Origin of the sequence: Microbulbifer bruguierae, assembly GCF_029869925.1 — a bacterium.
Taxonomy (GTDB): domain Bacteria; phylum Pseudomonadota; class Gammaproteobacteria; order Pseudomonadales; family Cellvibrionaceae; genus Microbulbifer; species Microbulbifer bruguierae.
On sequence record NZ_CP118605.1, the window covers coordinates 470,473 to 495,287 of the forward strand.

The following is a 24,815-nucleotide window of genomic DNA, read 5'->3' on the forward strand; positions in this document are numbered from 1 at the left end:
TTACCCCAGTTCCTCCAGGTCACCGAGCTGTCCGAGATAATCGAATATCCGTTGCGCTTCCTGCTCGTTCACCCGACTGATGGCAAACCCCACATGCACAATCACATAATCCCCGACGACGGCGTCGGGTACATAGGCGATATTGATTTCCTTGGTAATACCGCCAAAGCTGACCCGCGCGGTACGCTCCAGTGCTACAAGATTGAGAATTTCCTCGATGCGCCCCGGAATACCTAGACACACAGTGCACTACCCTCCTCGCTCACCATCAGGCAATCGTCCATACAGCGAGCGTAATATAACTGCCCAAGGGCGATACCGCCGTCGTTGGGCGGCACTTGGCGGTGGCTGTATACCTGAAAGCCATTCAGCCGCAAAAGTTCAGCGGTACGTTCCACTAGACGCTTGTTTTGGAATACTCCGCCGGAAAGGAAAACATCCCGCACATTGGCTCGAAGTGCAGTAGCCAGCGCCATTTGCGCGAGCGTATTGTGAAAAGCTGCAGCCCGGCAGGCAGAGGAGATTCCCCGATCCATATCTTCGAGCAGCGACATGATTATCGGCGCCCAGTCCAGGCTACATGTGGCCTGTGTCGTATCATCAATATTGAAGTGATAGTGCGCATCGGTACCGAATTCCCCTGCAGCAAACTCCACTGCCATCGCCGCCTGCCCTTCAAAGCTGACAGAATCAACCAGTCCCAGAATCACCGCCACCGCATCAAACATACGGCCCACACTCGAGCAGCGCGGGCTGTTGATGCCGCGCTCGAGCATGGTACGAATCACTGACAATTCTGAAACGGTGAACAATTTCATCAAAATATTGCAGGAAAATGCCCGTTCCCCCAGGCATTCATACAGCAGTCCCGCCAGGGTACGCCGGGGCTCGCGGATCGCCTGTTCACCTCCGGGTAGTGGAAATTCTCGCAGGCTGCCAATACGCGTCACCGCGCCGCGGCCATTCCAGTACAGGCAGTCGCTGCCGCGCAGGCTACCGTCTTCCCCGAGGCCAGTGCCATCCCAGCAGATTCCCAGTGCAGCGCCACGAAATTGATGTTCAGCCATACAGGAAAACAAGTGCGCAATATGGTGTTGTACCTCTATATGTGGTCGTACTTCTAACGGTTTACGAGGTGTTTCGCCACGCATGTCTGCCCATTGCTTGCGTGCCCAACGGCTCGATTCATAGCCAGGATGGCGATCACACAGCAGTGTGGTTGGTGCCTCATTGTGCAAATGTATGAGATCGGCGACGGCGTGTTCAAATTGCTGAAGTGTGCGGTGATCTTGCAGATCGCCGATATGAGGACTGAGATACGCGGTATTGCCGAGACTGGTGGCCACGCAATTTTTAAGATCCGCGCCGAGCGCCAGCAGTGCTCGATTGCTGCACGATGCTTCCGGTAATGGAAGCGGTAGCGGCGCATAGCCGCGGGCTCGGCGAAGCAGCACCGTTTGCCCATCCATCACCCGCACTACCGAGTCGTCAAGTGGACGCAGGATCTCGCGGTCGTGGACTAAAAAGAGGTCTGCTATTTGTCCCAGCCGGTGGACGACCTCATCGTTGTCGATGCAGATCGGTTCTCCCGACAAATTGCCGCTGGTAGCAACCAGAGGGCGCTGTATTGATTCCAGCAGTAAATGATGCAACGGCGCGCTGGGCAGCATGACACCGAGATTCGGGTTTGCTGGTGACACTGCCGAGCTGATACGTGTCCCCGCCCCGGGTTTCGCTTTCAGCAGTAGAATGGGTCTTTGGCTGGCAATCAGGCAGGCTTCCTCTTGCACGGAGGTAACGCAGTCCTTTTTTAGCTGCGTTAAATCCGGGTACATCAAAGCAAACGGTTTTTGAGGGCGGCGTTTGCGCGTTCGCAGCTGCTTAACCGCAATGGTATTACCGGCATCTACCAGTAACTGAAAACCACCGACGCCTTTCAGTGCAACGATCTGGCCGTCACTGAGCGCCAGGGCCGCGAGCTGCAGCGCCTGGTCGCCCGCTGCGAGAGTATTTCCGCTACTATCCTGGAGCTTCAGCTGCGGCCCGCATTCCGGGCAGGCGATGGGCTCGGCGTGAAAGCGCCGGTCCGCCGGGTCGTCGTACTCGCTTTTACAGGCTGCGCACAAGGGGAAATGTTTCATCGCGGTGTGATCGCGGTCGTAAGGTAATCGCTCGACAATACTGAAGCGCGGGCCACATTGCGTGCAATTGATAAACGGGTACTTGAAACGACGGTTTCCCGGATTGGACATTTCCCGCAGGCAGTCATCGCAGGGTGCCAGATCAGGGGGAAGCACCGGCACTGCTGCCGTGCCCGTTTCACTGGCACGAACGCGGAAACTACAATCGCGCTGCAATGGAATGGGTGTGCAGGCAACAGACTCAATTTGTGCAAGTGCTGGTTTTGCCAGTGGTAACCTTAGTTGGAATCGACGGAGGTCAGTGCTCTCCCCCTCTACTTCGACACAGACACCAGCGCTGCCGTTGGCAACCCACCCGCTAAGACCGCAATCAACGGCCAGGCGATACACGAAAGGTCGAAATCCAACCCCCTGTACCAGCCCGACTATTTCGAGTCGCAAGCGCTGCCTGGTTTCACTATTCATCGGGATGCTCAAACTCCAGGCTATCGAGGACTATTTCCTGGGCTTCGGCGTGGTGTATGTCCTTGTGCTCCTCGATGTGTAACCGCAGCCCCTCCAACGCCGTGCCTGAGATAGCTTGGTCAAAATGTTCACGCAAGTGTTCTGAAGAGATATGGGCTAACGCTCCCAGGCGAAGTTTCGCGGCTACCAGTCTGCCGTCTTCAGAGGCCGCCAGCCGGTAGATTTTTTCCAGTAAATCGCTGATCAGGGATTGCTCGTGCACGTCCGACCTCCGGTGTGTGTATCTAGCAGATCGAGAATTTCCTGTTCCACGATTTCTGCAGCGGCCAACACTGCCGGCGACAGGCCAGCGCTGATGGCAAAGTTCTCCCCACAAATCCCATAGATATCCAGTCGTTGTGGCAAGGCGTGCATAAGGCGCCCCATCTCAAGTGCCTCCCCAAGATTGATACCGTGGCTGGACGTGGTGCAAAGGCTCGGCAGCACCGTTTCCGAGAGTCCGTCGAGACGCAGGATCGCACCGGCAGCGAGATCGTCGTTGGCGACGGCGTCCACCAGACAGATTCTGCGGTCTTTCCAGGCCTCCAGTAGATTCACCATATCACCACCGTTTTCAATGCAGGGTACCGCAGGCTCGATTTGCGACCGCAAACGGTGAAGCAGATACGGGCCTACACTGTCGTCTCCTCGAAAGCGATTACCGAGACTGATTACCGCCCAATCGCTCATGGCCCGATCCTCTCTGAACGCTGCAGGTGCAGCTTCAGAAAATGGGTAGAACAGGAAATACACGGATCGTAATTGCGGATTGCCTGCTCACACCGCGCCTGCAACTGCTTTTCTGGCAGGTGCATGAACTTTGGCAGTATCAGGCGCAGGTCATCCTCAATGGTTTTCTGATTCTGCGAGGTTGGTGCGACGATCTTCGCCGCGGCAATTTTGCCGGCGTCGTCAATTTGATAGCGGTGGTAGAGCAGACCGCGCGGTGCTTCGGTGGCCCCATAGCCCGTTCCAGCGCAGGGTGCTACTGGCACATACGAAACGTCCGGTCGACGGTAATTGTCGATAAGTCGTAACGCTTCATCAAACGCAAACAGCACCTCAAGACTTCGCACCACGATGCTCTGGAACGGATTCGCTGTAAACGGCGGAAAGCCGACCTCATCAGCCAGCTGTCGCACCAACGGCGATAGCCTGTCTGCGTTCAGGTTGTAGCGTGCCATCGGGCCAACAAAATAGGCTCCGCGTTCGATCAGGGTACTGTGCAGCGCGCTGCTGTACTCAATGTGCTCCTCGCGGAAATGGCTCTCGTACGCGCTTACCGGTATCGCCAAACCGCGCGTTGAGGTAATCGAACCACGATTCATCGGATATTCATCTGCATGTGAGAGTGCGACAAATTCGTACTGTTCAGACTGGGCGCGCTCGAAGTTTGGAAATGGCAAGGACGCGGTCCAGCGCACAGTTTCGATGGCCATGTCGCGGGCGTGCAACAGTTGCTCGCGAAGTGGTTGCAGCTCAGCTGCATTCGGAACCCGGTAGAACCCTCCAACACGCACGTTGATCGGGTGCACCTCTCTGCCCCCCAACAAACCTACTATGGCATTGCCAGCCTTTTTGATGCGGAGGCCATTCTGAACAATCTGTGGGTGATCTTTGGCCATAGCGACGGCACCGGGGTAGCCAAGGAAGTCGGGGGCGTGGAGCATATAGATGTGTAGAGTGTGGCTTTCGATCCACTCACCGCAGTAGATCAACCGGCGCAGCGCATGGAGCTCTGGCGGCAGAGTCAGCCCCAGGGCATCTTCCATCGCGTATACGGCACTCATCTGGTAAGCAATCGGACAGATGCCGCAGATACGTGCGGTGATATCTGGCGCTTCGCGCAAATCCCGCCCTCGCATAAAGCCTTCAAAAAATCGTGGCGGCTCAAAGATCTTCAACTTGACATCGTGCACACCGCCATCGTCGTAGCGGACGTAGAGCGCACCCTCACCCTCAACCCGCGCGAGGTAATCGACTTTGATGGTCTTACTCTTGGCCATCGTCGCCTTCCAGTTTCCTGCTTGCGGCCTCAAAAACTGGTGAGGCGGCATTGAAGTTGCGCAGATACTCAATCACGAGCGCCTTCTCGGCGCCCAGTTCTTGCTGCCACCAGTGACACAGGGAAACCGTGTTGGGATTTTCTTTTGGACCGTAACATCCGTAGCAACCACGGGAATACGTGGGGCAAATGGCACCGCAACCCGCATGGGTTACCGGCCCCAGACAGGGTGTGCCATGGGCTACCCAGACACATACGTTGCCACGCATTTTGCACTCGATGCATACCGAATGCGCGGGCACCTGTGGCGGTCGCTGGTGCAGAAAAGCGCTGATTACTTCCAGCAGCTGTCGCTTATTGATGGGGCAACCGTGCAGTTCGAAATCCACCGGTACATGCGCACCGATGGGCGTAGAAGTTTTCAGGGTGTCGATGTATTCAGGGTGGGCGTAAACCGCGGCAATGAAATCATCGACATCGGAGAAATTGCGTAAAGCCTGGATACCACCCGCCGTCGCACAGGCTCCGATGGTCACGAGTATCCGCGACTGCGCACGGATTTCATGGATGCGGCGCACTTCATCCGCCGTAGTCACAGAACCTTCCACCAGCGACAGGTCATAGGGCCCTGGTGATGTGGCGCTGGAGGCCTCCATGAAGTAGGCGATTTCCACGCAGTCCGCCAACTGCAGCAGTTCGTCCTCGCAATCCAGCAGACTCAGCTGGCAGCCGTCACAGGACGTGAATTTCCATACTGCAAGGCGTGCCTTGGTGTTGGACCCGTCTAGATTGCGCGCAGGTTGAACCACGATTGCACGCTCCCGTAACAGAATACCGGCCCGTCTCTGCACACAAAGTTGGGTCCCCATTGGCAGTGGCCGCAGAGGCCGGTAGCACATTTCATATTGCGTTCCATCGACAGGTAAATGGCGGATACAGGCAACCCCTTGGTGAGCAGGGACTGAATACAGAAACGCATCATCACTTCCGGGCCACACAGGAAAGCCAATGTGTCGGTGCTGTCGATATTTGCCGCTTCAAGGGGCTGGGTAATCACACCGATGCGGCCATTCCATGTGCTGTCGGCTTGATCCACGATAACAGTGACTTCGAGATCATCACTGCGGTATTCCTGTTTCCAGCGCGCGAGCTCACGGCGGTAGAGAATTTCCTGAGGCCGGCGTGCGCCGTAAAATAGCCGCACCCGTGTTGCCCGGTGGTGTCCACTCAGCAAGGTGCAAATCACCGGGCGCAGCGGCGCCAGCCCCAAACCTCCGGCAATAATGAGAACCTCTTTGCCGGCTGTGGCTGCCATTGGCCAGCCACAGCCGAAAGGACCGCGCACACCGAGGGCATCGCCCATTATCAGTCGCTCAAGTGCCCGGGTGGCCAAACCCTGACAGCGAATTGTGTGCACGTAACTGCCATCGTCATCCGGTGAACCGCTCATGGAAATTGGCACTTCGCCAGCGCCGAATGCGTAGAGCATATTGAACTGCCCGGGAGTAAACGATGGCAGACTCATGCCAGGCTCCGGGCGAATTCTCAGGGTAAACGTGCCGGAAAATTCTTCGTGGCGATCCTCAATACGAAAGAGCGTGGGTATCATGTCTCGCGATCCAGATTCGGACGCTGCAAACTGTAAACGTCCAACAGCTGTATACGTGTCGCACGCAGCCGCTGCGTCACGATCTGTGCGAAACGCTTCATCAGTTCGAAGCCCATTTCAGTATCTTTGTCGCATTTCTCCCGCAGACATTTTCCATCCAGTCGGATCGCGTGCACTTCATCGACAGCGCGGGCATCAAAGGTCCAGAGGTAGGGTGGAAACAGCCACGACCAGCCAAAGATATCGCCGTTATGCAGAGTTTGTAGACAAATCGCGCCATAGTTCGGCACAAAGCACTCAACCGCCACCTGCCCATCCCGGATCAGATAGAAATTATCTGCCGGTTCATTCTCACGCGCGATGTATTGGCCCGCGTTGTAAATATGGTTTTCCCCACAGCCTGCCATAAAATCCAGATGCCGTTCTTGCATACCTTTGAAGAACGGGTGCTCGTGTAGCAACTGCGCCATGCTTTTCATTGGCCTTCCAACTCCCGTATGCGCTGTAGTTCTTCGGTGAGGTCTATCCCCACCGGGCACCAGGCGATGCAGCGACCACAGCCGACACAACCCGAAGTGCCAAACTGGTCGTGCCAGGTTGCCAGTTTGTGTGTCATCCAGTGGCGGTAGCGGGAACGTGTGTCCGCGCGTACGGCGCCACCGGCAATATAGGTAAAATCACCGGTGAAACAGGAGTCCCAGCGCTCCCAGCGTGCCGCGTTGTCGCCGCTGAGATCAGTGGTGTCTTCCACTGTGGAGCAGAAGCAGGTAGGGCAAGCCATCGTGCAGTTGGCGCAGGACAGACAGCGCTCGGCCACCTGATCCCACACGGGACTTTCATAATTGCGATACAGCAACTCCTTTACATCGGAACTGTCGAAGTTCCGCGCACCCTGCTTCATCTGTACTACCGCACCCTGAATGGCCCTCTGTGCCAGTTCGATTTGATGTGCTCCCGCAGATTGCACCGGTAATTTCTGCAGAATACCTTCGCCCCGCACTGAACCGGCAGCGATCAGGAAAAAGTGCGCATTGCCGTCGATGACTTCGGTCATGGTCAGGTCCGCGGGTAGTGTCACCTCGGGTCCCGTATTCATTGAGGTGCAAAAACAGGTGGATGCGGCGGAGGTACAGTTCACGGCAATGATCAGTAGCGGCTGTCGTCGCCTGGTGTAACTGTCATTGGTAAACCGGCCTCCCATAAAGACACGATCCTGGATGGCAATGGCGTGAAGCTCGCAACTGCGAACACCGATAAACGCCAGTGATTGCACCGGTTCTTCGATAGCATTGATCTGAATTCCGCTGTTATCTCGTTCTGCCTGCCACACTTGCCTGCGCGGAAGCTGCAGGAATTGTTTCCAGGAGTGTGGACTGGCGGCATATCCGAAAAAGGCACCGTCCTCGCGTTTTTTAATTCGGTATTGGCCTTTTTCCTGCTCGTCGGTCCAGCCGCGTGGCAAATCACCGGCAGAGCGGATGGCGTCATAGATAATCGCGCCATCCCGCAAAACTGGTCCGATAAGCTGGTGCCCTTCCCCGCAAATAACCCGGACAAGCGTATCCAGATCGTCTGCCTGCAACAGGAAATTTGTCATGGTCAGATCCCTACCCCGTGCCGGATCGCCAAAGATTGTGCATGAATTGCCTCTGCGGAAGGGGCGGTAGTAGACGCACAGAACTATTATTCAGGCAGAGTGTAGAAACTCACGGCCACAGTTGCGTGTGAGCAGGCGACAATGTCGAATGAACCTCGATTTTGTTTCCAATACCGGCTTACCTAACTTCGCCAAGGCGACGGGCTGGGAGAACCAAATGGGTCCAGATGACCACACACAAGTTATCAGTGCACTCGACCTGTCCCTCGTACAAGAAATTGTTTCAACCTCGGAGTTGGCCCCTCTCAACCGCACGTGATCGCTCACGGACATTAGGGAATAAAGGATGAGAATCGGCATAAATGGACTTGGCCGTATTGGCCGGCAAGTACTACGTATTGCGCTTGAATCCCATCACGGCGGCGTGGAAGTTGTCCATGTGAACGATCTGGCCAGTGTGGAAAACCTTGCCTATCTGTTGGAATTGGATACCACCTACCACACCCGCGATATGAAGGTTCATGGTGAGGGCGATGTACTGCTGATTGATGGGCAGGCAATTTCTGTCAGTTCAGAGAAAGACCCCGCCAAATTGCCTTGGGGAGAGAAAGGTGTCGACGTCGTATTCGAAGCTACCGGTATGTTTCGCAGCAGAACCGGGGCCGCAAAACACATCGCTGCCGGTGCCAAAAAAGTACTGATTTCAGCGCCCGGAAAAAGCATGCTCGACGGGCATTTTGTTGTCGGCGTCAATGACCATCGTTACGACCGACACCGCCACAACATTATTTCCACCGCCAGCTGTACCACCAATTGCCTGGCGCCAGTGGCGAAGGTTCTGAACGAAGAGTTCGGTATCGAATATGGCATGATCAATACCATCCACGCCTACACCGCTTCCCAGAATCTGGTTGACGGTCACAGCAGTAAATTCCGCCGCGGTCGTGCGGCCGCAGCCAATCTGGTGCCCACTACCACCGGGGCGGCCGCTACCATCGGTCTGATTTTGCCGGGACTCGCGGGCAAGATGCATGGCTGTGCGGTACGCACACCACTAAAGTGTGGATCCTTGCTGGATCTCACTTGCACCCTGCGAAAAGGCACCAACGTAGACGAAGTGAACAATGTGTTCCGGCATTGGGCGGAAGGCCCGTTAAAGGGCATCCTTGCGATCGACGATCGGGAATTAGTCTCGAGCGATATCGTTGGCAAACCCTACAGTGCGATCATCACCACCAAAGATACCCTGATGGTAGGCGACAAATTCCTTAAGGTGTTTGCCTGGTATGACAACGAGTGGGCATTTTCCCAGCGCTGCGTCGATATGATCACGCGGATGCTATAGCTGCCAGAGAAGGTGCCGCGCTGATGAGTATCGTCACCGTTACCCTCAATCCCTGCATAGACAAGACGGTATCCGTTGCGCAGATCATCCCCGACTGCAAGCTTACCTGTCGTGATGTTGGCGCCTATCCCGGCGGTGGAGGGCTTAACGTCGCCCGGGTCTTAACGCGCCTTGGATCCGATGCCTGTGCATACTGGACCTGTGGCGGCGAAAATGGTCGCAGGTTAGGGCAATTCCTCGACCACGAAAAGGTTCAACACACGCCGATTCCGATCGCAGGAGCTGTGCGGGAGAACCTGATTGTGCAGGAAGAGTCCAGCGGAAACCTTTTCCGCTTTGGCATGCCTGGCCCGTTGCTTTCGGAGGTAGAACAGGGACAATGGGTGGCGCGGATTCGGGAGCTCCCCTCTTCAACCCAGTACGTGGTGTTTAGCGGGAGCTTGCCCGAGGGCGTGCCGCCACAGTGGTATGGAAAGCTGCTACAGGCCGTACCTGCCGGGATACGTGTCGTGGTGGACACGAAAATGGCCGCTCTGTGTCACGCGCTTGAGGTCGGCGTCTTTCTGATCAAACCCAACGTACGCGAGATGGAGGAACTGGTTGGCCGTGAGCTTACCGATGACGCCGCTATCGAGCGAGCAGTCCGTGAAATTATCGACCGCAATGGTGCCGAAGTCGTAATCCTGTCCCTCGGCCGAGCCGGCGTATTACTTGCGGTCAAACATCGCATAGAGCGGATATCGGCGCCGTCCGTACGCCTGCGAAGTAAAGTCGGGGCCGGCGATGCCGTGGTCGGAGGACTGCTCGCGGCCCTGTCACGAGGCATGCCACTGCGGGAGGCGGCGAAGTTTGGTGTGGCGGCCGGAGCGGCGGCCGTAATGACAGAGGGAACGGAACTTTGCCGCAGTGAAGATGTAGAGCTGCTGTTTAAAAGTATGTGAAACTTGTTTCCGGACACCGAATAAAAAACGATCATCGGATAGAGGCGCAGCGGAAAGCCGTAGACCTCACATACCCTGATCCATGCCCGGTTGAGGTTCCTGTGGTTGGGGTTTGATCGCGATCATAGCCGCGGTGGTAATCATCTATCCCGCAATGGACGCTGCATTCTGCAGCGCGGTTCGAGCCACTTTAGCAGGATCAATGATCCCCATTTCCAGCAAGTCGCCGTATTTCTCCGTCTGCGCGTTATAGCCGTAGCTGCCTTTGTGCTTTTTCACTTCATTGATCACAACAGAGGCGTCTTCACCGGCATTGTTCACAATTTCTCGCAACGGCCGCTCCAGGGCAGCGATGGCGATACCGATACCTACATCCTGATCGTGATTGGCGCCTTTCAGCTTGGCTTTCTTTAGTGCCTGCATAACGCGAATGAGCGCCACTCCGCCACCCGGTACTACGCCCTCCTCCACCGCCGCGCGCGTGGCATTCAGCGCGTCATCGACCCGGTCTTTCTTTTCCTTCATTTCGATTTCAGTAGCCGCACCAATTTTGATCAGGCCTACACCGCCTGACAGCTTGGCCAGGCGCTCTCGCAACTTTTCCTTTTCATATTCCACGGGTGCGTATTCAAGCTGTCCCCGGATATTTTCAATCTGAGTGTTGATACTTTCCTGTGAGCCGGCGCCGCCAATGATAGTCGTGTCCTCCTTGGTCACTATGATTTTGCGTGCGCGCCCCAGATCCTCCAGTGTGGCGTTCTCAAAGCTGAGACCTACCTCGTCGGTGATTACTCGTCCTGCGGTCATGACGGCGATGTCTTCCAGTAAGGCTTTTCGACGATCGCCGAAGCCAGGCGCTTTGATGGCTACAGTGTGTATCGTCCCGCGCATGGCGTTCACCACCAGCGTTGCCAATGCGTCTGCTTCTGCGTCCTCTGCAATAAACAGGTGCGACCTGCCTGTCTTGGCTATTTGATCCAGAAGCGGCAGACAGTCTCGAATATTGCCAATTTTCTTGTTGTAAAGGAGCACGTAGGCATCTTCCAGCTCTACCCGCATGGCACTGCGATCATTGACGAAGTAAGCAGAAAGATAGCCGCGAGAAAACTGCATGCCTTCGACGATTTCAAGTTCATTGATGAGCCCGGACCCTTCTTCAATGGCAATCACACCATCCCTTCCGACCGTATCCATGGCGCGGGCGATAATGTTGCCGATATCCTCGTCGCCGTTGGCCGAGATGGTGCCCACCTGCTCAATGGCCTTGCTGGTATCGCACGGTGTTGCCAGTTTATGTAGCTGATCCACGGCTGCGGTGACCGCAAGATCAATGCCACGCTTGATGTCCATCGGATTCATGCCCGACACCACTGCTTTGAAACTTTCCTGCATGATGGCTTGAGCCAGGACCGTGGCGGTGGTCGTCCCGTCGCCCGCCACGTCCGAAGTTTTCGCCGCAACTTCCCGTAGCATCTGTGCGCCCATATTCTGGAACTTGTCTTCCAGCTCGACTTCCTTGGCCAGGGAAACACCATCCTTGGTCACTCCCGGCGAACCAAAATGCTTCTCAATGATGACATTGCGGCCTTTCGGCCCCGGTGTGGCTTTGACGGCGTCGGCCAGGATCGCCGCACCGGCGATGAGTTGAGTGTGGGCGTCTGTTCCAAACTTGATGAGCTTGGCTGGCATACGTGGATCCCGAAGATGTCAAATATACGAGTGACGGGGTGCCATGCCGAGGCTGGAAACAGGGCCGGTACCAGGCACCCCAAAAGCGGTTGATTTACTGAATGGAAATACGTTTTGGCTGTGATACTTCCCGTTTGCCAATGGTCACTGTCAGCACGCCATCTTTGCCCTTGGCTTCAATCGTTTCCGGGTCTGCGGAGTCTGGCAGATTGAAACGGCGGTAAAACATGCCGTGGGAGCATTCACTGCGCATATAGCCTTCTTTCTTTTCCTCTTTCTCCCACTTGCGTTCACCTCGTATCACGAGGTTGCCGCTGTCCAGTGTGATTTCAATATCCTTTGGATCCACACCGGGGATATCGGCCTTTATGAGGAATTGATTGTCCTCCTCAATGACATCCACGGAGGGAGACCATTCACGGGATGCCATTTCACCCTCTTCTTCAAAAAGAGAGGGCCATCGCTCGTTCATCGTACGTGTCAGTTGTTCGAAATCATCCTGGAATCGATGCCACAGATCCGTTGGTCTTCTCGCCGGGTGTTTCATGATTGAGTCTCCAGTTTTCCGAATTAACACCACCCCAGGAGCGGCCGGGGTTGGCGAAAAAAATTATAGTGACCCGGCAATCGCGGACCCAAGCTGACAACGTTGTCTAGCAGTGAAAACGGGCTCAATTTTCACTGGTTATTGCGGCGACAGAGAACACCAGTCGCACACGATGATTGTCGCCATCGTCCCGCAGTGGAATTCGCTCACCCGCGACCGGTTCGTCATCCAGTGTCAGTTCGGCGATGTTCCGAGGACACTCTCCGCAACGTTGCACTTCAACGTCATAGCGGCTATTCCCGAAGCGCAGCGACATGCGGAATTCCCCCCAGGTTTCCGGCAGACAGGGTTTTATTTCCAGGCTGTTTCCGTCGAGAATTCGCACGCCCAGTAGTGCCTCCAGCGCACCGCGATATAACCACCCGGATGCGCCGGAATACCAGGTCCAGCCCCCTCGCCCGACATGCGGCGGGACCCCGTAGACATCTCCAGCCAATACGTAAGGTTCCGTGCGATAACGGGCAACACCCTCTGCGCTGTCAGTGTGAGTAATCGGGTTCAATAAGCTAAACAGATGATGTGCCCGCTCGCTGTGCTCAAGGCCGGCTGCCGCCCAAATCGCCCAGGTCGCCGCATGGGTATATTGGCCACCATTTTCGCGAATTCCGGGAGGATAGCCTTTTATATATCCGGGATCTTTCTTGGTTTTATCAAATGCCGGTTTTAATAGCAGTATCTGTCGCGCGTCCTGCCTTACGAGATGCGTGTAGGCGGATGCCATCGCCTCTCTCGCGCGCGCTGTCGGCGCTTCCTGGGACAATACGGACCAGGTTTGCGCGATCAGGTCGATCTTGCATTCATCACTCTCGTTTGAACCGACTGGCGTACCGTCATCGTAATAAGCCCGCCGGTACCAGGCGCCGTCCCAGCCACTTTCTTCCACCTGCTCGCGAAAATTTTCTCCCAATTTGCGATAGTGCTCGGCCAGCGCGGTATCGCCAACGTGCTCACAAAGGGGCGCCATATCCCGGCAAACCCGCAGAAGGAACCACCCCATCCAGACACTTTCACCGCGCCCCGTGGTACTGATACGACTGAAGCCATCATTCCAGTCGCCGTTGCCGATGATGGGCAATCCATGAGGACCAACGGAGCTCGCTCGCTCTATGGTCCGGCAACAGTGCTCGTAGAGTGAACCCGATTCATCGCTGATATCAAACTCCGCGTAGCGTTCGTGTTCATCCTTCTTGAGCGGCGCGCCGCTGAGATAGGCCACCGGCTCATCGAGAATGCCGTAGTCACCGGTAGTGCGAATGTACTGCGCGGTGACAAACGGTAACCACAGGAGATCGTCGGAACAGCGGGTGCGAACCCCACGCAATGGTTTTTCGTGCCACCAGTGCAGCACGTCACCCTCCTGGAACTGGCGCGACGCCGCGCGCAGGATATGTTCACGAGTCCACTCGGGATGAGTCCACAGCAGTGCCTGCACATCCTGTAGCTGATCGCGGAATCCGAAAGCACCACTGGACTGGTAAAAGCCGCTGCGTCCCCACAATCGACAGGCCAGAGTCTGGTAAGGCAACCAGCGGTTGACCAGTATCTCGGTGGCTTTATCGGGGACCTCCACCTGCACACTACCGAGAAAATCTTCCCAGAACTGCTCAAACTCTTCCCGTGCGGTTTCCGCCCTTCCGGGAATGCGGAACTCTTTAGCCAGTTCAAGCGCCTGGGCGCGGTCCACACCTTCACCAATGATGAAATAGATATGCTGGGTTTCCCCAACCGCCAGGTCGACATGCACCTGGTACGCCCCACAGGGGTCGCTACCACATTGCACTCGGCCGGATAGCCCGATTCTGAACATCGCTTCAGGTGCTTCAAGACCCGTGGAATTCCCGATGAACTCATGGCGGTCCATAGTGACACCATGGGGGGGCAAGCTGGATGTCAGGAAAGCCACGCCGGGCTTGGCATCAGCTACAAAGGCGTTGCGAGCCAGCAACGCACAACTTTCGGCCTCAAATTCGCACACCAGATGCGGCCAGCTATTGGCCCGCACGAGCCCTAGGATCCATTCAACGTAATAGGTTGCCGTTAGCCTGCGCGGCCTGTCCCAGGTATTGGTCAACGTAAGACGACCGATCTTTACCGGCGCTTCGCGATCGACGAATACCCGCCAGTATTGTTCAAGACCTTGGCTGTTATGCCGGTATTCACTGTATCCCGCACCGTGCCGTACCTGATAGGCCCCATTGCCGGGCCGCGGTGCGGGTGTCGGCGTCCAAACCTCGGCCGTTTCTTCGTCTCGAAGGTAAAGGACTTCCCCGCTCGGGTCTCGCACCGGATCGTTGTTCCAGGCGGTGAGACGATGCTCGCCACTGTTCCCCGCCCATGTGCAACAAGAGCCACCTTCGGAAACGAGGCATCCAAAGGTGGGGTTGGCAATGACATTCACCCAGGGTGCTGGAGGGCGTTGCCCCGGCTCCAGATGCAGTACATATTCGCGACCATCCGCGGAAAACCCCCCGAGACCATTGTCGAACAGAAGGTCGTCCGGGCGGCGTAATTCCGGTGTCGGCGGAGCGGTGTTGTCAGCGGCAGCCACTGGCACAAATGGTGGCAGTGGCTGCAGCTGTGTCTGCAGGGCGGAAAAACCATTTTGCAATTGAGACTGTACCGAACCCGCGGAGGAGTCGAGAATTACCCGCGCCGCTGCCAGCAACAGTATTCGTACATCCCCTGGCAACTCCTGCCCGGGAATCATTACCACCGACCCGGGCAGTTTGCGTAAGGTGCGCCCGCGAACATCCGTGATCATTTCCTGCAACCGATCGCGGGCCTGCTGTTCATAGCCCGCCGATTCCTCGTCGATAATTACCAGATCGACACCGATCCCACGGCCACACCAGTAGGTGTGGGCCTGGAGAATCGGTTCGGCAAAATCGGTTTCGAGCTGGTTGCGGATATGTACCAGCAAAATGGGGTTATCCCCCGAGATACCTTTACTCCAGAGCCCGGGCTGAATGTGACGACTGCGGGCCAGTACACGGGAAGGTGCACGCAGCGGCGCGATTGGCGCGAGCACGGCCGATAGGAGCTCCATCATCCAGTGCATGGAGCCGGCAGTGATATGCAGATTGCGCAACTCCTGTTCCGACTGCATACGCGCGAGATCGAACACCCAGCGGGCTTTCGGTCGGGAACGGTAGGCGCTCAGGGTAGCGAGTAATTCTCTGCGGGATTTGCTGGCACCGGTGAGGTAGATGACCTCTATCTCCGACTGTGGCGGAATCGTGACTTCCTGTGCCGCGGCAATGACCGGATCAAGCACCGGACCAGTGGTACCGCTGAAGCTGGACAGCCCCTCAGTCATGGCAAGGGGCCGAGTCGCAGAACCGCCGCGACCCAGGAAACGGAAACGATCGGTTTCCCACGCCAACCTGTGGCGTACACCAGGCTGTACAAGCACAGAGACGGCAAGATAAATCGGTTTTTCGTTGCTTCCACGCGGACGACGCCGGTAGATCATCACCTGCTCTTCGGGCAGGTACTGGCTTTCCACGAACAATTTCGCAAACGCCGGATGCCGTAAGTCGTCACGTTCTGGTGCCAGCACTACTTCGGCGAAATCTGCCAGCAGCAAATGGCGCTCACGATCACTTTCATTTTTTATGTTCAGGCGTCGCGCTTCTACATCGTGCTGGGAACTGACAGCGACATGCAGGCGACAGAAGAGCTCTGATTTTCGCTGTTGATATTCCACACTCTGTGGCGAAAAGTAGGCGGCACTGCGCTGGGCTTCGCCGCCGCACGGGGCAAGTCCGACGGAAAACAAATCACCGCTGTCGAGATCCCTCACATAGCAATAGCGCCCCCATTGGTGGCAGGTTGGATCCGTCTGCCAGCGCGTCAACGCGATATTGTCCCAGTAGCTACCGCCAGCACCATCGGCCGCAAGCACAGTGGAAAAGTGTCCATTTGACAGGAGATTGTATTGCGGATACGGACGGGACGGCTGTGCCGACCAGGTTTCGAGCACCACTTCGGCGTGGAAGCTGCGCATAACCCCCGGACGTTTCCACGGCCTGAGCGCAGGTGGCGATGAGGGCATACGTTCATGCAATAAGGGCGTCAGGCCGCTAATACGAGCATCAGTGTGGAAGCGTTGCAGCATGACATCGCCATGGAGGAAATTATTGACCGCGAGCAGGATCATTCCCTGGTGGTGACTCATGTACGAACGCACCGTGCGCGCGCGGCGCGGTGCGGGCTTGGATGTGCGCCCGAAATCAATAGCTTCATGCAGACCGAACTGCCCATAGCCGCCCTGACTGCGCAATTGACGCAGATTTTCCATTACCTTATCGGCACAAAACGGCAGTGCCATCATGGACGCATACGGAGCGATGACCAACCGCTCCCCCAGGTCGCGCCGAAAGCCTATCCCCGGCACGCCGAACGCGCGGTACTGATAGTGCAGGTGGCTGTCCAGTTCATAAAAGCCGGACTCGGCAATACCCCAGGGCACGCCAAAACGGTCGGCAAATTCCCGGTGCACGTCGATGGCATTGCGGCACGCGCGCCCCACCAGACTGTGATCCGGCGTATCCATCAGCAGGCGCGGCATCAGGTATTCAAACAGCGTGGCACTCCAGGACATCAACACGGTCCTGCGCTGGATGCGCCGGAACGGGCGTTCCAGATGGCGCCAGTGGCGCGCCGGCACATCGCCTTTGGCGATCGCAACAAATCCGGTCAGTCTCGACTCGGATGCCAGCAGGTCGTAGTAGTTCGCGTCCAGTGCCGCGTCGTTGACGTTGTAGCCGATATGGAACAGGTGGCGCTCGGAGTCGTAGAGGAATGCAAAGTCCATTTCCTCAACCCATTGCCGCGCCCTTCCCGCGATACGTTTCAGGTCGCGCCGATATTTCTCTGCATTGTCCTGTGCCACCACAAAAGATTGGCGCATCCTGACAATCCATTCGCCGGCCTCTTCCCTCTGACTGCCACCGACGGAGGCCAACTCTGCCTGCAATATATTCAGTTGCTGCGACGCCTGCGCACAGGTTTCTCTCAATGTCACAAGGGTGACGGGAGCGTTCAGCTGTTCGTGCAGTACGCGAAAATGCTCGGCGACCTCTCCGCCCTGCTCCCGACACGCTACCGGTGGCGCGGCGATAAGTCGCTGCCAGGGTTCGAGGCTTTCCTGGTAGCGACGTGCGGCCACCGAGTGCTGGAGTAGTTCGTCGAGCCAGTGGCGCAGACGCCCCAAAGACTCCGCACTGAAACTTTCGTCGCCCTCGATCAGCGCCACCACCCGGTCCTGCAATGCTGGCACTTCGCGTTCGTAGATATCGTCGATGATTTGCCACCAGTGACCGTCCCCCACCCTGGACTCCAGTCTCTCCCGCAGCTGGGTGATGTAGCCAATGACCTCACGCAGTGCACTCGATGCTACTTCAGGTTCTGGTGGTTGCAGTGTCTCAACGACGACCCCCAGGGTATCGGCGATACCCTGTACCAACTGGCGCCCGTTTATCGGTGTGGAATCCAGAGCCTCGAGTCCACTCGCCAGGGTCAGGAGGCTGCCCGCGAGGTTGCCGCTGTCGACCGTGGATACATATCTTGGGTCCAGTGGGTGAAGTTCACGGGTCTCATACCAGTTGAGAAAGTGGCCGCGATAGCGTTGCAGCCCGCGCATCCGGTCAAATGTGTTGTTGAGCCGGGCTAATAGTTGGGACAGGTCCAGATAACCAAAATCGTAGGCGCTGAGCGTTGCCAGAAGGCCCAGGCCAATATTCGTGGGCGAAGTCCGCCGTGCGAGTACCGCTACTGGCTCCTCCTGGTAATTGTCCGGTGGTAACCAGTGGTCATCCGGGCCCATGAAGTGTTCAAAAAAATACCAGGTGCGACGGGCGAGCATGCGTAATTCATGCTCGTCCGTTTCGTACAGTGTTTGCTTTTCTCGTTTATAGAGACGATTAATACGTTGGTTTAGCTGAGGTAACGACAACCAGGCCAGCAGCAGGGGCAGCGCAGGTAACAAGCTGAGGGGCGAGGTAACCGCCAGCCACAGCCCGATCATGATAGCGAGCACAGGCGAGAACCAGAATTCGCGCCAACTGCGACCGGTAGTGGAAGTACTGGACCTGTTTACATGGGCGGCGGATGTCCACTCCAGCAAGCGCCGGTGTGAAATTCCAAGCCGGTAGAGAGTGCGCACGATAGCATCCAGCGCATTTACTGCCTGCACCGGCAATAGCGCCAGTGACAGCAGCCAGTGCTGGACTCTCTGCTGCAGTATGCCCGGCAGGTTCCGCAGGTAGTGATGGACACGGTTGGGTTTTGACACGCCTCTCCACAAGGTGGACAGGGGTTCTAGCCAGACAGGACCGGCGGAAAGGAATAGCAGGCCCAATGTCCACGCCCAGGGACTGCCGGGCAATACGCCGCTCCAGGCCAACAGGAAAAGGACCAGCAGGCTCGGTGCCTCCAGGCTGCGGCGCAGATTGTCAGCAATTTTCCAGCGGTGTATAGGTGGCAACGGATTGATTACCCGCTCGCCACCATCAATGGTCACGCGATCAAACAGCCACGGCAACAATTGCCAGTCGCCCCGAATCCAGCGGTGGGAACGACGTAACAATGCAACCACGTTGGGAGGGTACTGTTCGTAAAAAATGGTGTCGGAAAGCAACGCGGCACCGCCGATCGAGCCTTCCAGCAGGTCGTGGCTCAGGATTGCGTTTTGCGCCAGATTCCCTGCCAGGGTCTGGGAAAACACCCGGGGATCATAGATCCCTTTCCCCGCAAAAATTGCTTCACCGAAGAGGTCCTGATAGGCATCGGACACCGCATGGGTATAGAGATCCACGCTGCGGTCACCGGAAAATATTTCGATGAACAAGGTATCCGCCGCACCCGCGGGATCTGTTTCCAGCCTCGGCTGCAGGAACCCGTGCCCGGCGACCACCCGGCGGCTGCGTTCATCAATGACCGCGCGGTTAAGAGGGTGTGCCATGGTACCGACCAGGCGCGCCGCCGTACCCGGCGGCATCTGACTGTCTGCGTCCAGGGTTATGACCAGATGTATGTTTTTCAGCGCGGATCGATTGCCGATACAAGTGGTGTAACTGTGGTCGTCATGTCCTTTCAGCAAACGATTGAACTCGATCAGCTTGCCTCGCTTACGCTCCCAACCCATCCAGCATTTTTCCGCGGAATTCCAACGTCGCTCACGATGTAACAACAGAAAGGGTTCTCGCCCGTCATTGTCGGCATAGCGTTGATTCAGTGCGTCGATCGCATCCCTGGCGAATTCGAGCAACGCCGCGTCTTCCGCCGTACTCTGATTGTCGGCATCGGCGAAATCACCCAATACCACGTAGACAAGATTTGCGTCGTCGTTGTTGAGGAAGTTGATTTCCAGGCACTGCAGAATTTTCTCCACATCATCCGTATCGGCAAACAGTACCGGCATGATCACGGCAGTGCGGCATTCATCCGGAACACCGCTCTCGAAGTCCATCTTTGGCAGGATCTGCGGTGCAAGGCTGTGCGTAATCAATCCATTGACCAGCGCGAGCGCCACACCGATCATTGGAATTGCAACAATTGCTACGGTAATTAACAGTACCCCAAGAGGGGTATTGTGGTGAAAAAGGTAAACGGCCAGAGCCACAAGCGGCGGTATCGAGAATAAACCCAAGGTGGAAAAATAGACCGTTGCTGCGTGCTCAAGTATCCAGCGATGTAAACGCAGAAAAGCATCCGGCGTGAACTCCAGTAACTTTTCCAGTTCCCTGCGCCCATTATCCACCAGGTAAAAACCGACGTGCCGACGACGCGCCTCGTGAATCTCCTTTTCACTCAGCTCTACTACCTGTTCGGCGATACGGTGTTCCGGAATGTTGCTACCTCTTGCGAGTTGCTCGACCCTACCGCGATAGCGATCGCGGGTTTCAAAATCCATTTGCCCATAGGCGCCGGCGGGGTCGGCGCGCAGAATCCGCTCGACGCGACTCTGTGCTTCGACAAAATCCCGCCAGTCGTGTGTGCGGAGCTCCCGCAGACTGATGATTGCACTTGCTATGCCTACGCTTTCGCCTTCGCTCCCAGCTTCAGCCTTTTCCAGCGCATTTTCGGCAAAATGCACCAGATGCTCGAGCAGGCGCAACCGCAGCATGGCAGGTAGAGCCCACAATTCCCCGGTGGTCAGGATGCATTCCTGTTGATAATGATCGACCAGGTCATAAACTGCACCCAAATCCAGCGGCTGTTTTACCTCTGCCACCAATGCTGCCGCGAGAGAGCCAACACGTAAGTCGATCGCGCCTTGTTCTGATGCAATCTTTGGCAATTGGCGAAGGTAAGTGCGCGGCAGGGATTCGCGTACGAGTTCCAACGCCTCTTGTACGACGTGGCGATTGTCGAGCAACCACTCCTCGCTGCGGTTGCCTTTCTCGCCCGCTTCTACACGCGCTGAAAGGCGCCGGTATATTTCCTGAAAATTTCGTTCGAGATGACGCAGGCGGGCAGATAGTGGATAGCCAATATCCGTGCCGATCAGATGCCGGTGTCTCTTTGCCAGTGCATGGATTTCGGCCCGACGCTTCTGTTCGTCATCCGCACCATGGTTTACCTCGGCATTATCGGTCTCGGGTGTTGGTCGGGGCCCACCAAGTTGTTTCTTTTTGCGCGAAAAAAACTCGCGCGCACGGGCAAACCCGTCGGAGTTTCCACGGCGTAGTTTCATTGATGCGCGGCGCCATTATTTGCAAATGTAGGGTAGGACTGATTTCCGTTATCGACACTGCCTCGAAGTGCCTGTAATTGCGATTCCGGCATATCCTGAAACACCAGAACAGGCTGACTACTGTGGCACATCACGGTATGACAGAGAGTGCCGGTGACCTGTTGCGCTCCGGTCTGCCAGTCGTGCGCACTCATTGCGATCAGGTCTACGCCCTCTTCCGCCGCGGTAGCATAAATACGCTCGGCGACATTCTGTGACACCAGTAAACGCGGACGTACCTTGATCCCGTTTTTGAGCTGATTGGCGATCTCTTCCAGGTAAGCCTCAGCGGCACGGCGATTGCTCTCGACGAATTTTTCCCGCGTCGCATGTTCCTCGCGGGTAACGGGCATACGCCGCGGCATCTCAGGTACTGCAATCACCTGTAGCAGGATAATTTCGACCTCCTGCCCTCGCATTAACGATGCCACTTTGCACGCCACCCATTCCGATCGTGGCGATCCATCCATCGACACCAGAATTCGCCGGTAGGACGTCGATTCCTGAGACGCCGGACGTTCGCCCGGTCTCACAATCAGGAAGGAGCGCCCGGAGCCGGTGAATACTTTTTGTGCGGTACTGCCGAAATCAAAGCGGCTGATGCCTCCCTTGCCATAGGCGGTAATGACAATTAGGTCGATCCCATACTTTTCGCAGTATTCGACAATCTGCTCCGCTGGCCGGCCCTCTACAATGTTGACCGTCACCTGAATATCCTGCGCAACGATCTGCTCTGTGAGGCTGTTCAGGTAGCTGCGAATTTCCGCCCGCCGCAGCCGCCAGTCTACAGGGTCTGTACAGTGGTCGTCTGAGTGAGAGGACGATTTCTGCACATGCAGCAGGTGAATATCTGCTCCACTTTGGCGTGCAATAGAAACAGCATGGGCAATCGCTTCCTCCGCGAGTGACGAACTATCCAATGGAATCAAGATATGTTTGAACGGCATAGCGGCTCCCCCGGAAGTGGATCGGCAAATATTCTTGAATGGCAAATGTTTTGCGGAAAAGAAATTTACGTCAGCGGATTTATTGGAGCGGATATGGCTCCGTTATTACTGGCGTTTAACACAAGAAATGCGGAAAAACAGGACGCGCTTAGAGCTTAGCTCGGCTATTTTGATTTATACGAAATTCAGCGCAATTCGCGTTGAATAACGAGCCAATCTTGGGCATTACTCTCAACATGACTGATTTTTGTTATATCCGCTGGTTTGCGGAGATTGGGCTGACCGATATAGCAGAAGTGGGAGGAAAGGCCGCCTCCCTGGGTGAAATGTATCGAACCCTGACCCCAAAAGGGATTCACGTACCCAACGGCTTTTGCGTTACCGCAGAAGCCTACCGGGACATGCTGGATCAGGCATCCGCCTGGGAGCCGTTGAAACGGCTGCTCGGAGGGCTGGCTACCGCCGACAGTAATCAGCAGGCCGAAATCGCCGCACAAGCCCGGGTCATCGTATACCAGGCTGGACTGCCGGATGAGCTGGCGCGAGAAATAGCCACGGCCTATGTGGAACTGTGTGAACAATACGGGCCGCAGTTACGGCTCGCCGTGCGCAGTTCCGCCACCGCGGAGGACCTGCCGGAAGCGAGTTTTGCCGGACAGCATGAAAGTTTTCTGAATATCGGTGACCTGGCAGGCCTGTTAGAGGCTTGCCGGCGCTGCTTTGCTTCCCTGTTTACGGCGCGCGCCATCAGCTACCGGGAGCGCAACGGTTTTGATCATTTCAAGGTGTTCCTCGCCATCGCAGTGATGAAAATGGTACGTGCGGACCACGGTTCCAGTGGCGTGATGTTCACCCTGGATACTGACAGCGGATTTCGTGATGTGGTGTTCATCACCTCGGCCTATGGCCTCGGGGAGAATATCGTCCAGGGCCTTGTCGACCCGGACGAATTCTATGTGCACAAACCCACTTACGAGCTCGGCCATCGTTGCGTGCTACGTCGGCAACTCGGCGCAAAGCAGCAGACGCTGGTATGCGACGAGGACCTCAACAGCCAGGAACTGCACAATATCGACACCCCGGATACACGCCGGGCCCACTACAGCCTGAGCGACGCCGACGTATTAACCCTGACGGACTACGCCATCGCAACTGAAAAGCACTACAGCGCACAGCGCGGTTCGCCCTGCCCCATGGATCTGGAATGGGCCAAAGACGGCGACGATGGCCAGCTGTATCTGCTGCAGGCGCGCCCGGAAACCGTAGCCTCGCAAAAATCACGCAATCTGTTAAAACGCTATCGCTTTAGCCAGAAGCCGGAAAAATCTGCCTTGCTCTCCACCGGCCGAGCCATCGGCACCGGGATTGCCAGCGGCAAATTGCGCCGGGTCAGTGATGCGACGCAACTTTCAGTATTCAACGACGGCGAGATCCTGTTCGCACAGAGTACCAGTCCCGACTGGGGCCCCGCGATGCGCAGGGCTGCTGCGGTGGTAACCGAGCGCGGCGGCCGTACCTGTCACGCCGCCATCGTGGCGCGGGAATTTGGCATTCCCGCCGTGGTAGGCATTGGCAGCGACCACCCGCTCCAGGACGGTGAGGTGGTTACCCTGTCCTGTGCCGAGGGGGATATGGGGAAGATTTACCGTGGTGAGCTGCCCTTCGATATCACCACCACCGCACTGGATGAGGTACCCCCGTCCAAAACCAAGATGATGATCAACCTCGGTAGCCCCGAACAGGCATTTCGTCTGAGCGCCCTGCCCTGCGAGGGTGTGGGCCTCGCGCGGATGGAGTTTATCGTCAGCGAACATATTAAGGCCCATCCGATGGCACTGGCGTGTCCAGACAAGGTGACAGATGAACAGGACCGCATCGCATTGAATCGGCTGACAGCGCTTTACGAAAGTGGAAGTAAGTATTTTATCCAGAAGCTTTCCGAGGGGATTGGCACGATCGCCGCTGCGTTTTATCCGAGACCGGTGATCGTGCGTACCTCAGACTTCAAGAGCAACGAATATGCGCGTCTTGTAGGCGGCAGCAGTTTCGAGCCCCACGAGGAAAACCCCATGCTCGGCTTCCGCGGCGCTGCGCGTTATGGCCATCCGGCCTACGCACAGGGATTCGCGCTGGAATGTGCGGCATTGAAACGAGCAAGGGAAGAAATGGGGCTTGAAAATATCAAGGTGATGATTCCGTTCTGCCGCCGAATCCCCGAGGGCGAAAGGGTACTGCAGGTTATGGCTGAGCACGGGCTGACACCAGGCGAGGCGGGCCTTGAGGTCTATGTGATGTGCGAAATTCCCAACAACGTGGTGCAGATCGATGCCTTCAGTCAATTGTTCGATGGCATTTCCATTGGTTCCAACGACCTCACCCAGTTGGTACTGGGCGTGGATCGAGACTCCGATATTGTCGCTTTCGACTTCGATGAACGGGATCCCGGGGTGATGGAAATGCTGCGACTGGCCATCGAGGGCGCACAGCGCAACGGTATTCCCGCAGGGATCTGCGGTGAAGCGCCATCCAACTATCCGGAAGTCGCGGAGTATCTCGTCAGCCTGGGTATTACCTCCATCAGTCTCAGTCCAGACGCCCTCCTCCACACCATTGAGAAGGTGGTGGCACTGGAACACAAACTTGCCGCGGGCGGTGATGAGTTCTCCTAGATTACCCGTGGGATTTCCAAGGCT

General features: G+C 56.6%; 16 protein-coding genes. 3 read left to right on the forward strand and 13 right to left on the reverse strand.

Translation table 11 applies throughout. From position 1 onward, the window contains the following. The 9 genes from PVT68_RS02070 to PVT68_RS02110 are packed head-to-tail and all read right to left on the reverse strand — an operon-like array spanning position 1 to position 7,856. On the reverse strand, positions 1 to 243 hold the full coding sequence (locus PVT68_RS02070) for a HypC/HybG/HupF family hydrogenase formation chaperone (protein ID WP_280320923.1): 243 nt from the start codon (positions 241 to 243) through the stop codon (positions 1 to 3). Beyond that, the gene (gene hypF, locus PVT68_RS02075; protein WP_280320924.1) at positions 234 to 2,606 is read right to left on the reverse strand and encodes a carbamoyltransferase HypF; all 2,373 of its coding nucleotides are present in this window, start codon (positions 2,604 to 2,606) and stop codon (positions 234 to 236) included. The genes PVT68_RS02070 and hypF overlap by 10 nt, the downstream gene beginning before the upstream one ends. Further along, on the reverse strand, positions 2,599 to 2,868 hold the full coding sequence (locus PVT68_RS02080) for a hydrogenase/urease maturation nickel metallochaperone HypA (RefSeq protein ID WP_280320925.1): 270 nt from the start codon (positions 2,866 to 2,868) through the stop codon (positions 2,599 to 2,601). The genes hypF and PVT68_RS02080 overlap by 8 nt, the downstream gene beginning before the upstream one ends. Continuing rightward, entirely contained in the window at positions 2,850 to 3,335 is a 486-nt protein-coding gene (locus PVT68_RS02085) for a hydrogenase maturation protease (protein WP_280320926.1), read from the reverse strand. Before PVT68_RS02085 ends, PVT68_RS02080 begins: the two co-directional genes overlap by 19 nt. Then, positions 3,332 to 4,651, reverse strand: a complete 1,320-nt coding sequence (locus tag PVT68_RS02090) for a Ni/Fe hydrogenase subunit alpha (protein ID WP_280320927.1) — start codon at positions 4,649 to 4,651, stop codon at positions 3,332 to 3,334. Before PVT68_RS02090 ends, PVT68_RS02085 begins: the two co-directional genes overlap by 4 nt. Beyond that, the gene (locus PVT68_RS02095) at positions 4,638 to 5,459 is read right to left on the reverse strand and encodes an NADH-quinone oxidoreductase subunit B family protein (protein ID WP_280320928.1); all 822 of its coding nucleotides are present in this window, start codon (positions 5,457 to 5,459) and stop codon (positions 4,638 to 4,640) included. Before PVT68_RS02095 ends, PVT68_RS02090 begins: the two co-directional genes overlap by 14 nt. Continuing rightward, positions 5,435 to 6,259 carry an FAD/NAD(P)-binding protein gene (locus PVT68_RS02100; RefSeq protein WP_280320929.1) on the reverse strand — a complete coding sequence of 275 codons (825 nt, stop codon included), beginning with the start codon at positions 6,257 to 6,259 and terminating at the stop codon, positions 5,435 to 5,437. Before PVT68_RS02100 ends, PVT68_RS02095 begins: the two co-directional genes overlap by 25 nt. After that, positions 6,256 to 6,738 (reverse strand): cyclic nucleotide-binding domain-containing protein, encoded by a 483-nt coding sequence (locus PVT68_RS02105; protein ID WP_280320930.1) that lies wholly within the window; start codon positions 6,736 to 6,738, stop codon positions 6,256 to 6,258. Before PVT68_RS02105 ends, PVT68_RS02100 begins: the two co-directional genes overlap by 4 nt. Continuing rightward, positions 6,735 to 7,856 (reverse strand): 4Fe-4S dicluster domain-containing protein, encoded by a 1,122-nt coding sequence (locus PVT68_RS02110; protein WP_280320931.1) that lies wholly within the window; start codon positions 7,854 to 7,856, stop codon positions 6,735 to 6,737. Before PVT68_RS02110 ends, PVT68_RS02105 begins: the two co-directional genes overlap by 4 nt. A gap of 346 nt (positions 7,857 to 8,202) precedes the next feature. On the opposite strand from PVT68_RS02110, the gene gap reads away from it, so the two are divergent. Both gap and PVT68_RS02120 read left to right on the forward strand, forming a co-directional pair. Next, complete coding sequence (gap, locus tag PVT68_RS02115; protein WP_280320932.1) at positions 8,203 to 9,201, forward strand: type I glyceraldehyde-3-phosphate dehydrogenase; 999 nt, start codon at positions 8,203 to 8,205, stop codon at positions 9,199 to 9,201. A gap of 23 nt (positions 9,202 to 9,224) precedes the next feature. Continuing rightward, positions 9,225 to 10,142: a 1-phosphofructokinase family hexose kinase gene (locus tag PVT68_RS02120; protein ID WP_280320933.1), complete on the forward strand. Its 918-nt coding sequence runs from the start codon at positions 9,225 to 9,227 to the stop codon at positions 10,140 to 10,142. 144 nt (positions 10,143 to 10,286) lie between these two features. Here PVT68_RS02120 and groL read toward each other — a convergent pair whose 3' ends face one another. From groL to PVT68_RS02140, 4 genes are all read right to left on the reverse strand, one after another. Next, positions 10,287 to 11,831 carry a chaperonin GroEL gene (gene groL, locus PVT68_RS02125; protein WP_456085775.1) on the reverse strand — a complete coding sequence of 515 codons (1,545 nt, stop codon included), beginning with the start codon at positions 11,829 to 11,831 and terminating at the stop codon, positions 10,287 to 10,289. Positions 11,832 to 11,925: 94 nt separating this feature from the next. After that, entirely contained in the window at positions 11,926 to 12,378 is a 453-nt protein-coding gene (locus tag PVT68_RS02130; RefSeq protein ID WP_280320934.1) for an Hsp20/alpha crystallin family protein, read from the reverse strand. A 124-nt stretch (positions 12,379 to 12,502) separates the two neighbouring features. Beyond that, positions 12,503 to 21,136 carry a GH36-type glycosyl hydrolase domain-containing protein gene (locus PVT68_RS02135; protein ID WP_280320935.1) on the reverse strand — a complete coding sequence of 2,878 codons (8,634 nt, stop codon included), beginning with the start codon at positions 21,134 to 21,136 and terminating at the stop codon, positions 12,503 to 12,505. Next, the gene (locus PVT68_RS02140) at positions 21,133 to 22,122 is read right to left on the reverse strand and encodes a universal stress protein (RefSeq protein ID WP_280320936.1); all 990 of its coding nucleotides are present in this window, start codon (positions 22,120 to 22,122) and stop codon (positions 21,133 to 21,135) included. Before PVT68_RS02140 ends, PVT68_RS02135 begins: the two co-directional genes overlap by 4 nt. 236 nt (positions 22,123 to 22,358) lie before the next feature. Here PVT68_RS02140 and ppsA point away from each other — a divergent pair, with 236 nt between their 5' ends. Then, a complete protein-coding gene (ppsA, locus tag PVT68_RS02145; protein ID WP_280320937.1) occupies positions 22,359 to 24,791 on the forward strand; it encodes a phosphoenolpyruvate synthase in 2,433 nt (810 codons plus the stop codon). Positions 24,792 to 24,815 lie beyond the last annotated feature (24 nt).

Coding starts and splice junctions, on each gene's coding strand:
- hypF (WP_280320924.1), bottom strand. CDS start 2,606: ATGAATAGTGAAACCAGGCAGCGCTTGCGACTCGAAATAGTCGGGCTG.
- PVT68_RS02085 (WP_280320926.1), bottom strand. CDS start 3,335: ATGAGCGATTGGGCGGTAATCAGTCTCGGTAATCGCTTTCGAGGAGAC.
- PVT68_RS02090 (WP_280320927.1), bottom strand. CDS start 4,651: ATGGCCAAGAGTAAGACCATCAAAGTCGATTACCTCGCGCGGGTTGAG.
- PVT68_RS02100 (WP_280320929.1), bottom strand. CDS start 6,259: ATGATACCCACGCTCTTTCGTATTGAGGATCGCCACGAAGAATTTTCC.
- PVT68_RS02105 (WP_280320930.1), bottom strand. CDS start 6,738: ATGAAAAGCATGGCGCAGTTGCTACACGAGCACCCGTTCTTCAAAGGT.
- PVT68_RS02110 (WP_280320931.1), bottom strand. CDS start 7,856: ATGACAAATTTCCTGTTGCAGGCAGACGATCTGGATACGCTTGTCCGG.
- gap (WP_280320932.1), top strand. CDS start 8,203: ATGAGAATCGGCATAAATGGACTTGGCCGTATTGGCCGGCAAGTACTA.
- PVT68_RS02120 (WP_280320933.1), top strand. CDS start 9,225: ATGAGTATCGTCACCGTTACCCTCAATCCCTGCATAGACAAGACGGTA.
- groL (WP_456085775.1), bottom strand. CDS start 11,831: ATGCCAGCCAAGCTCATCAAGTTTGGAACAGACGCCCACACTCAACTC.
- PVT68_RS02130 (WP_280320934.1), bottom strand. CDS start 12,378: ATGAAACACCCGGCGAGAAGACCAACGGATCTGTGGCATCGATTCCAG.
- PVT68_RS02135 (WP_280320935.1), bottom strand. CDS start 21,136: ATGAAACTACGCCGTGGAAACTCCGACGGGTTTGCCCGTGCGCGCGAG.
- PVT68_RS02140 (WP_280320936.1), bottom strand. CDS start 22,122: ATGCCGTTCAAACATATCTTGATTCCATTGGATAGTTCGTCACTCGCG.
- ppsA (WP_280320937.1), top strand. CDS start 22,359: ATGACTGATTTTTGTTATATCCGCTGGTTTGCGGAGATTGGGCTGACC.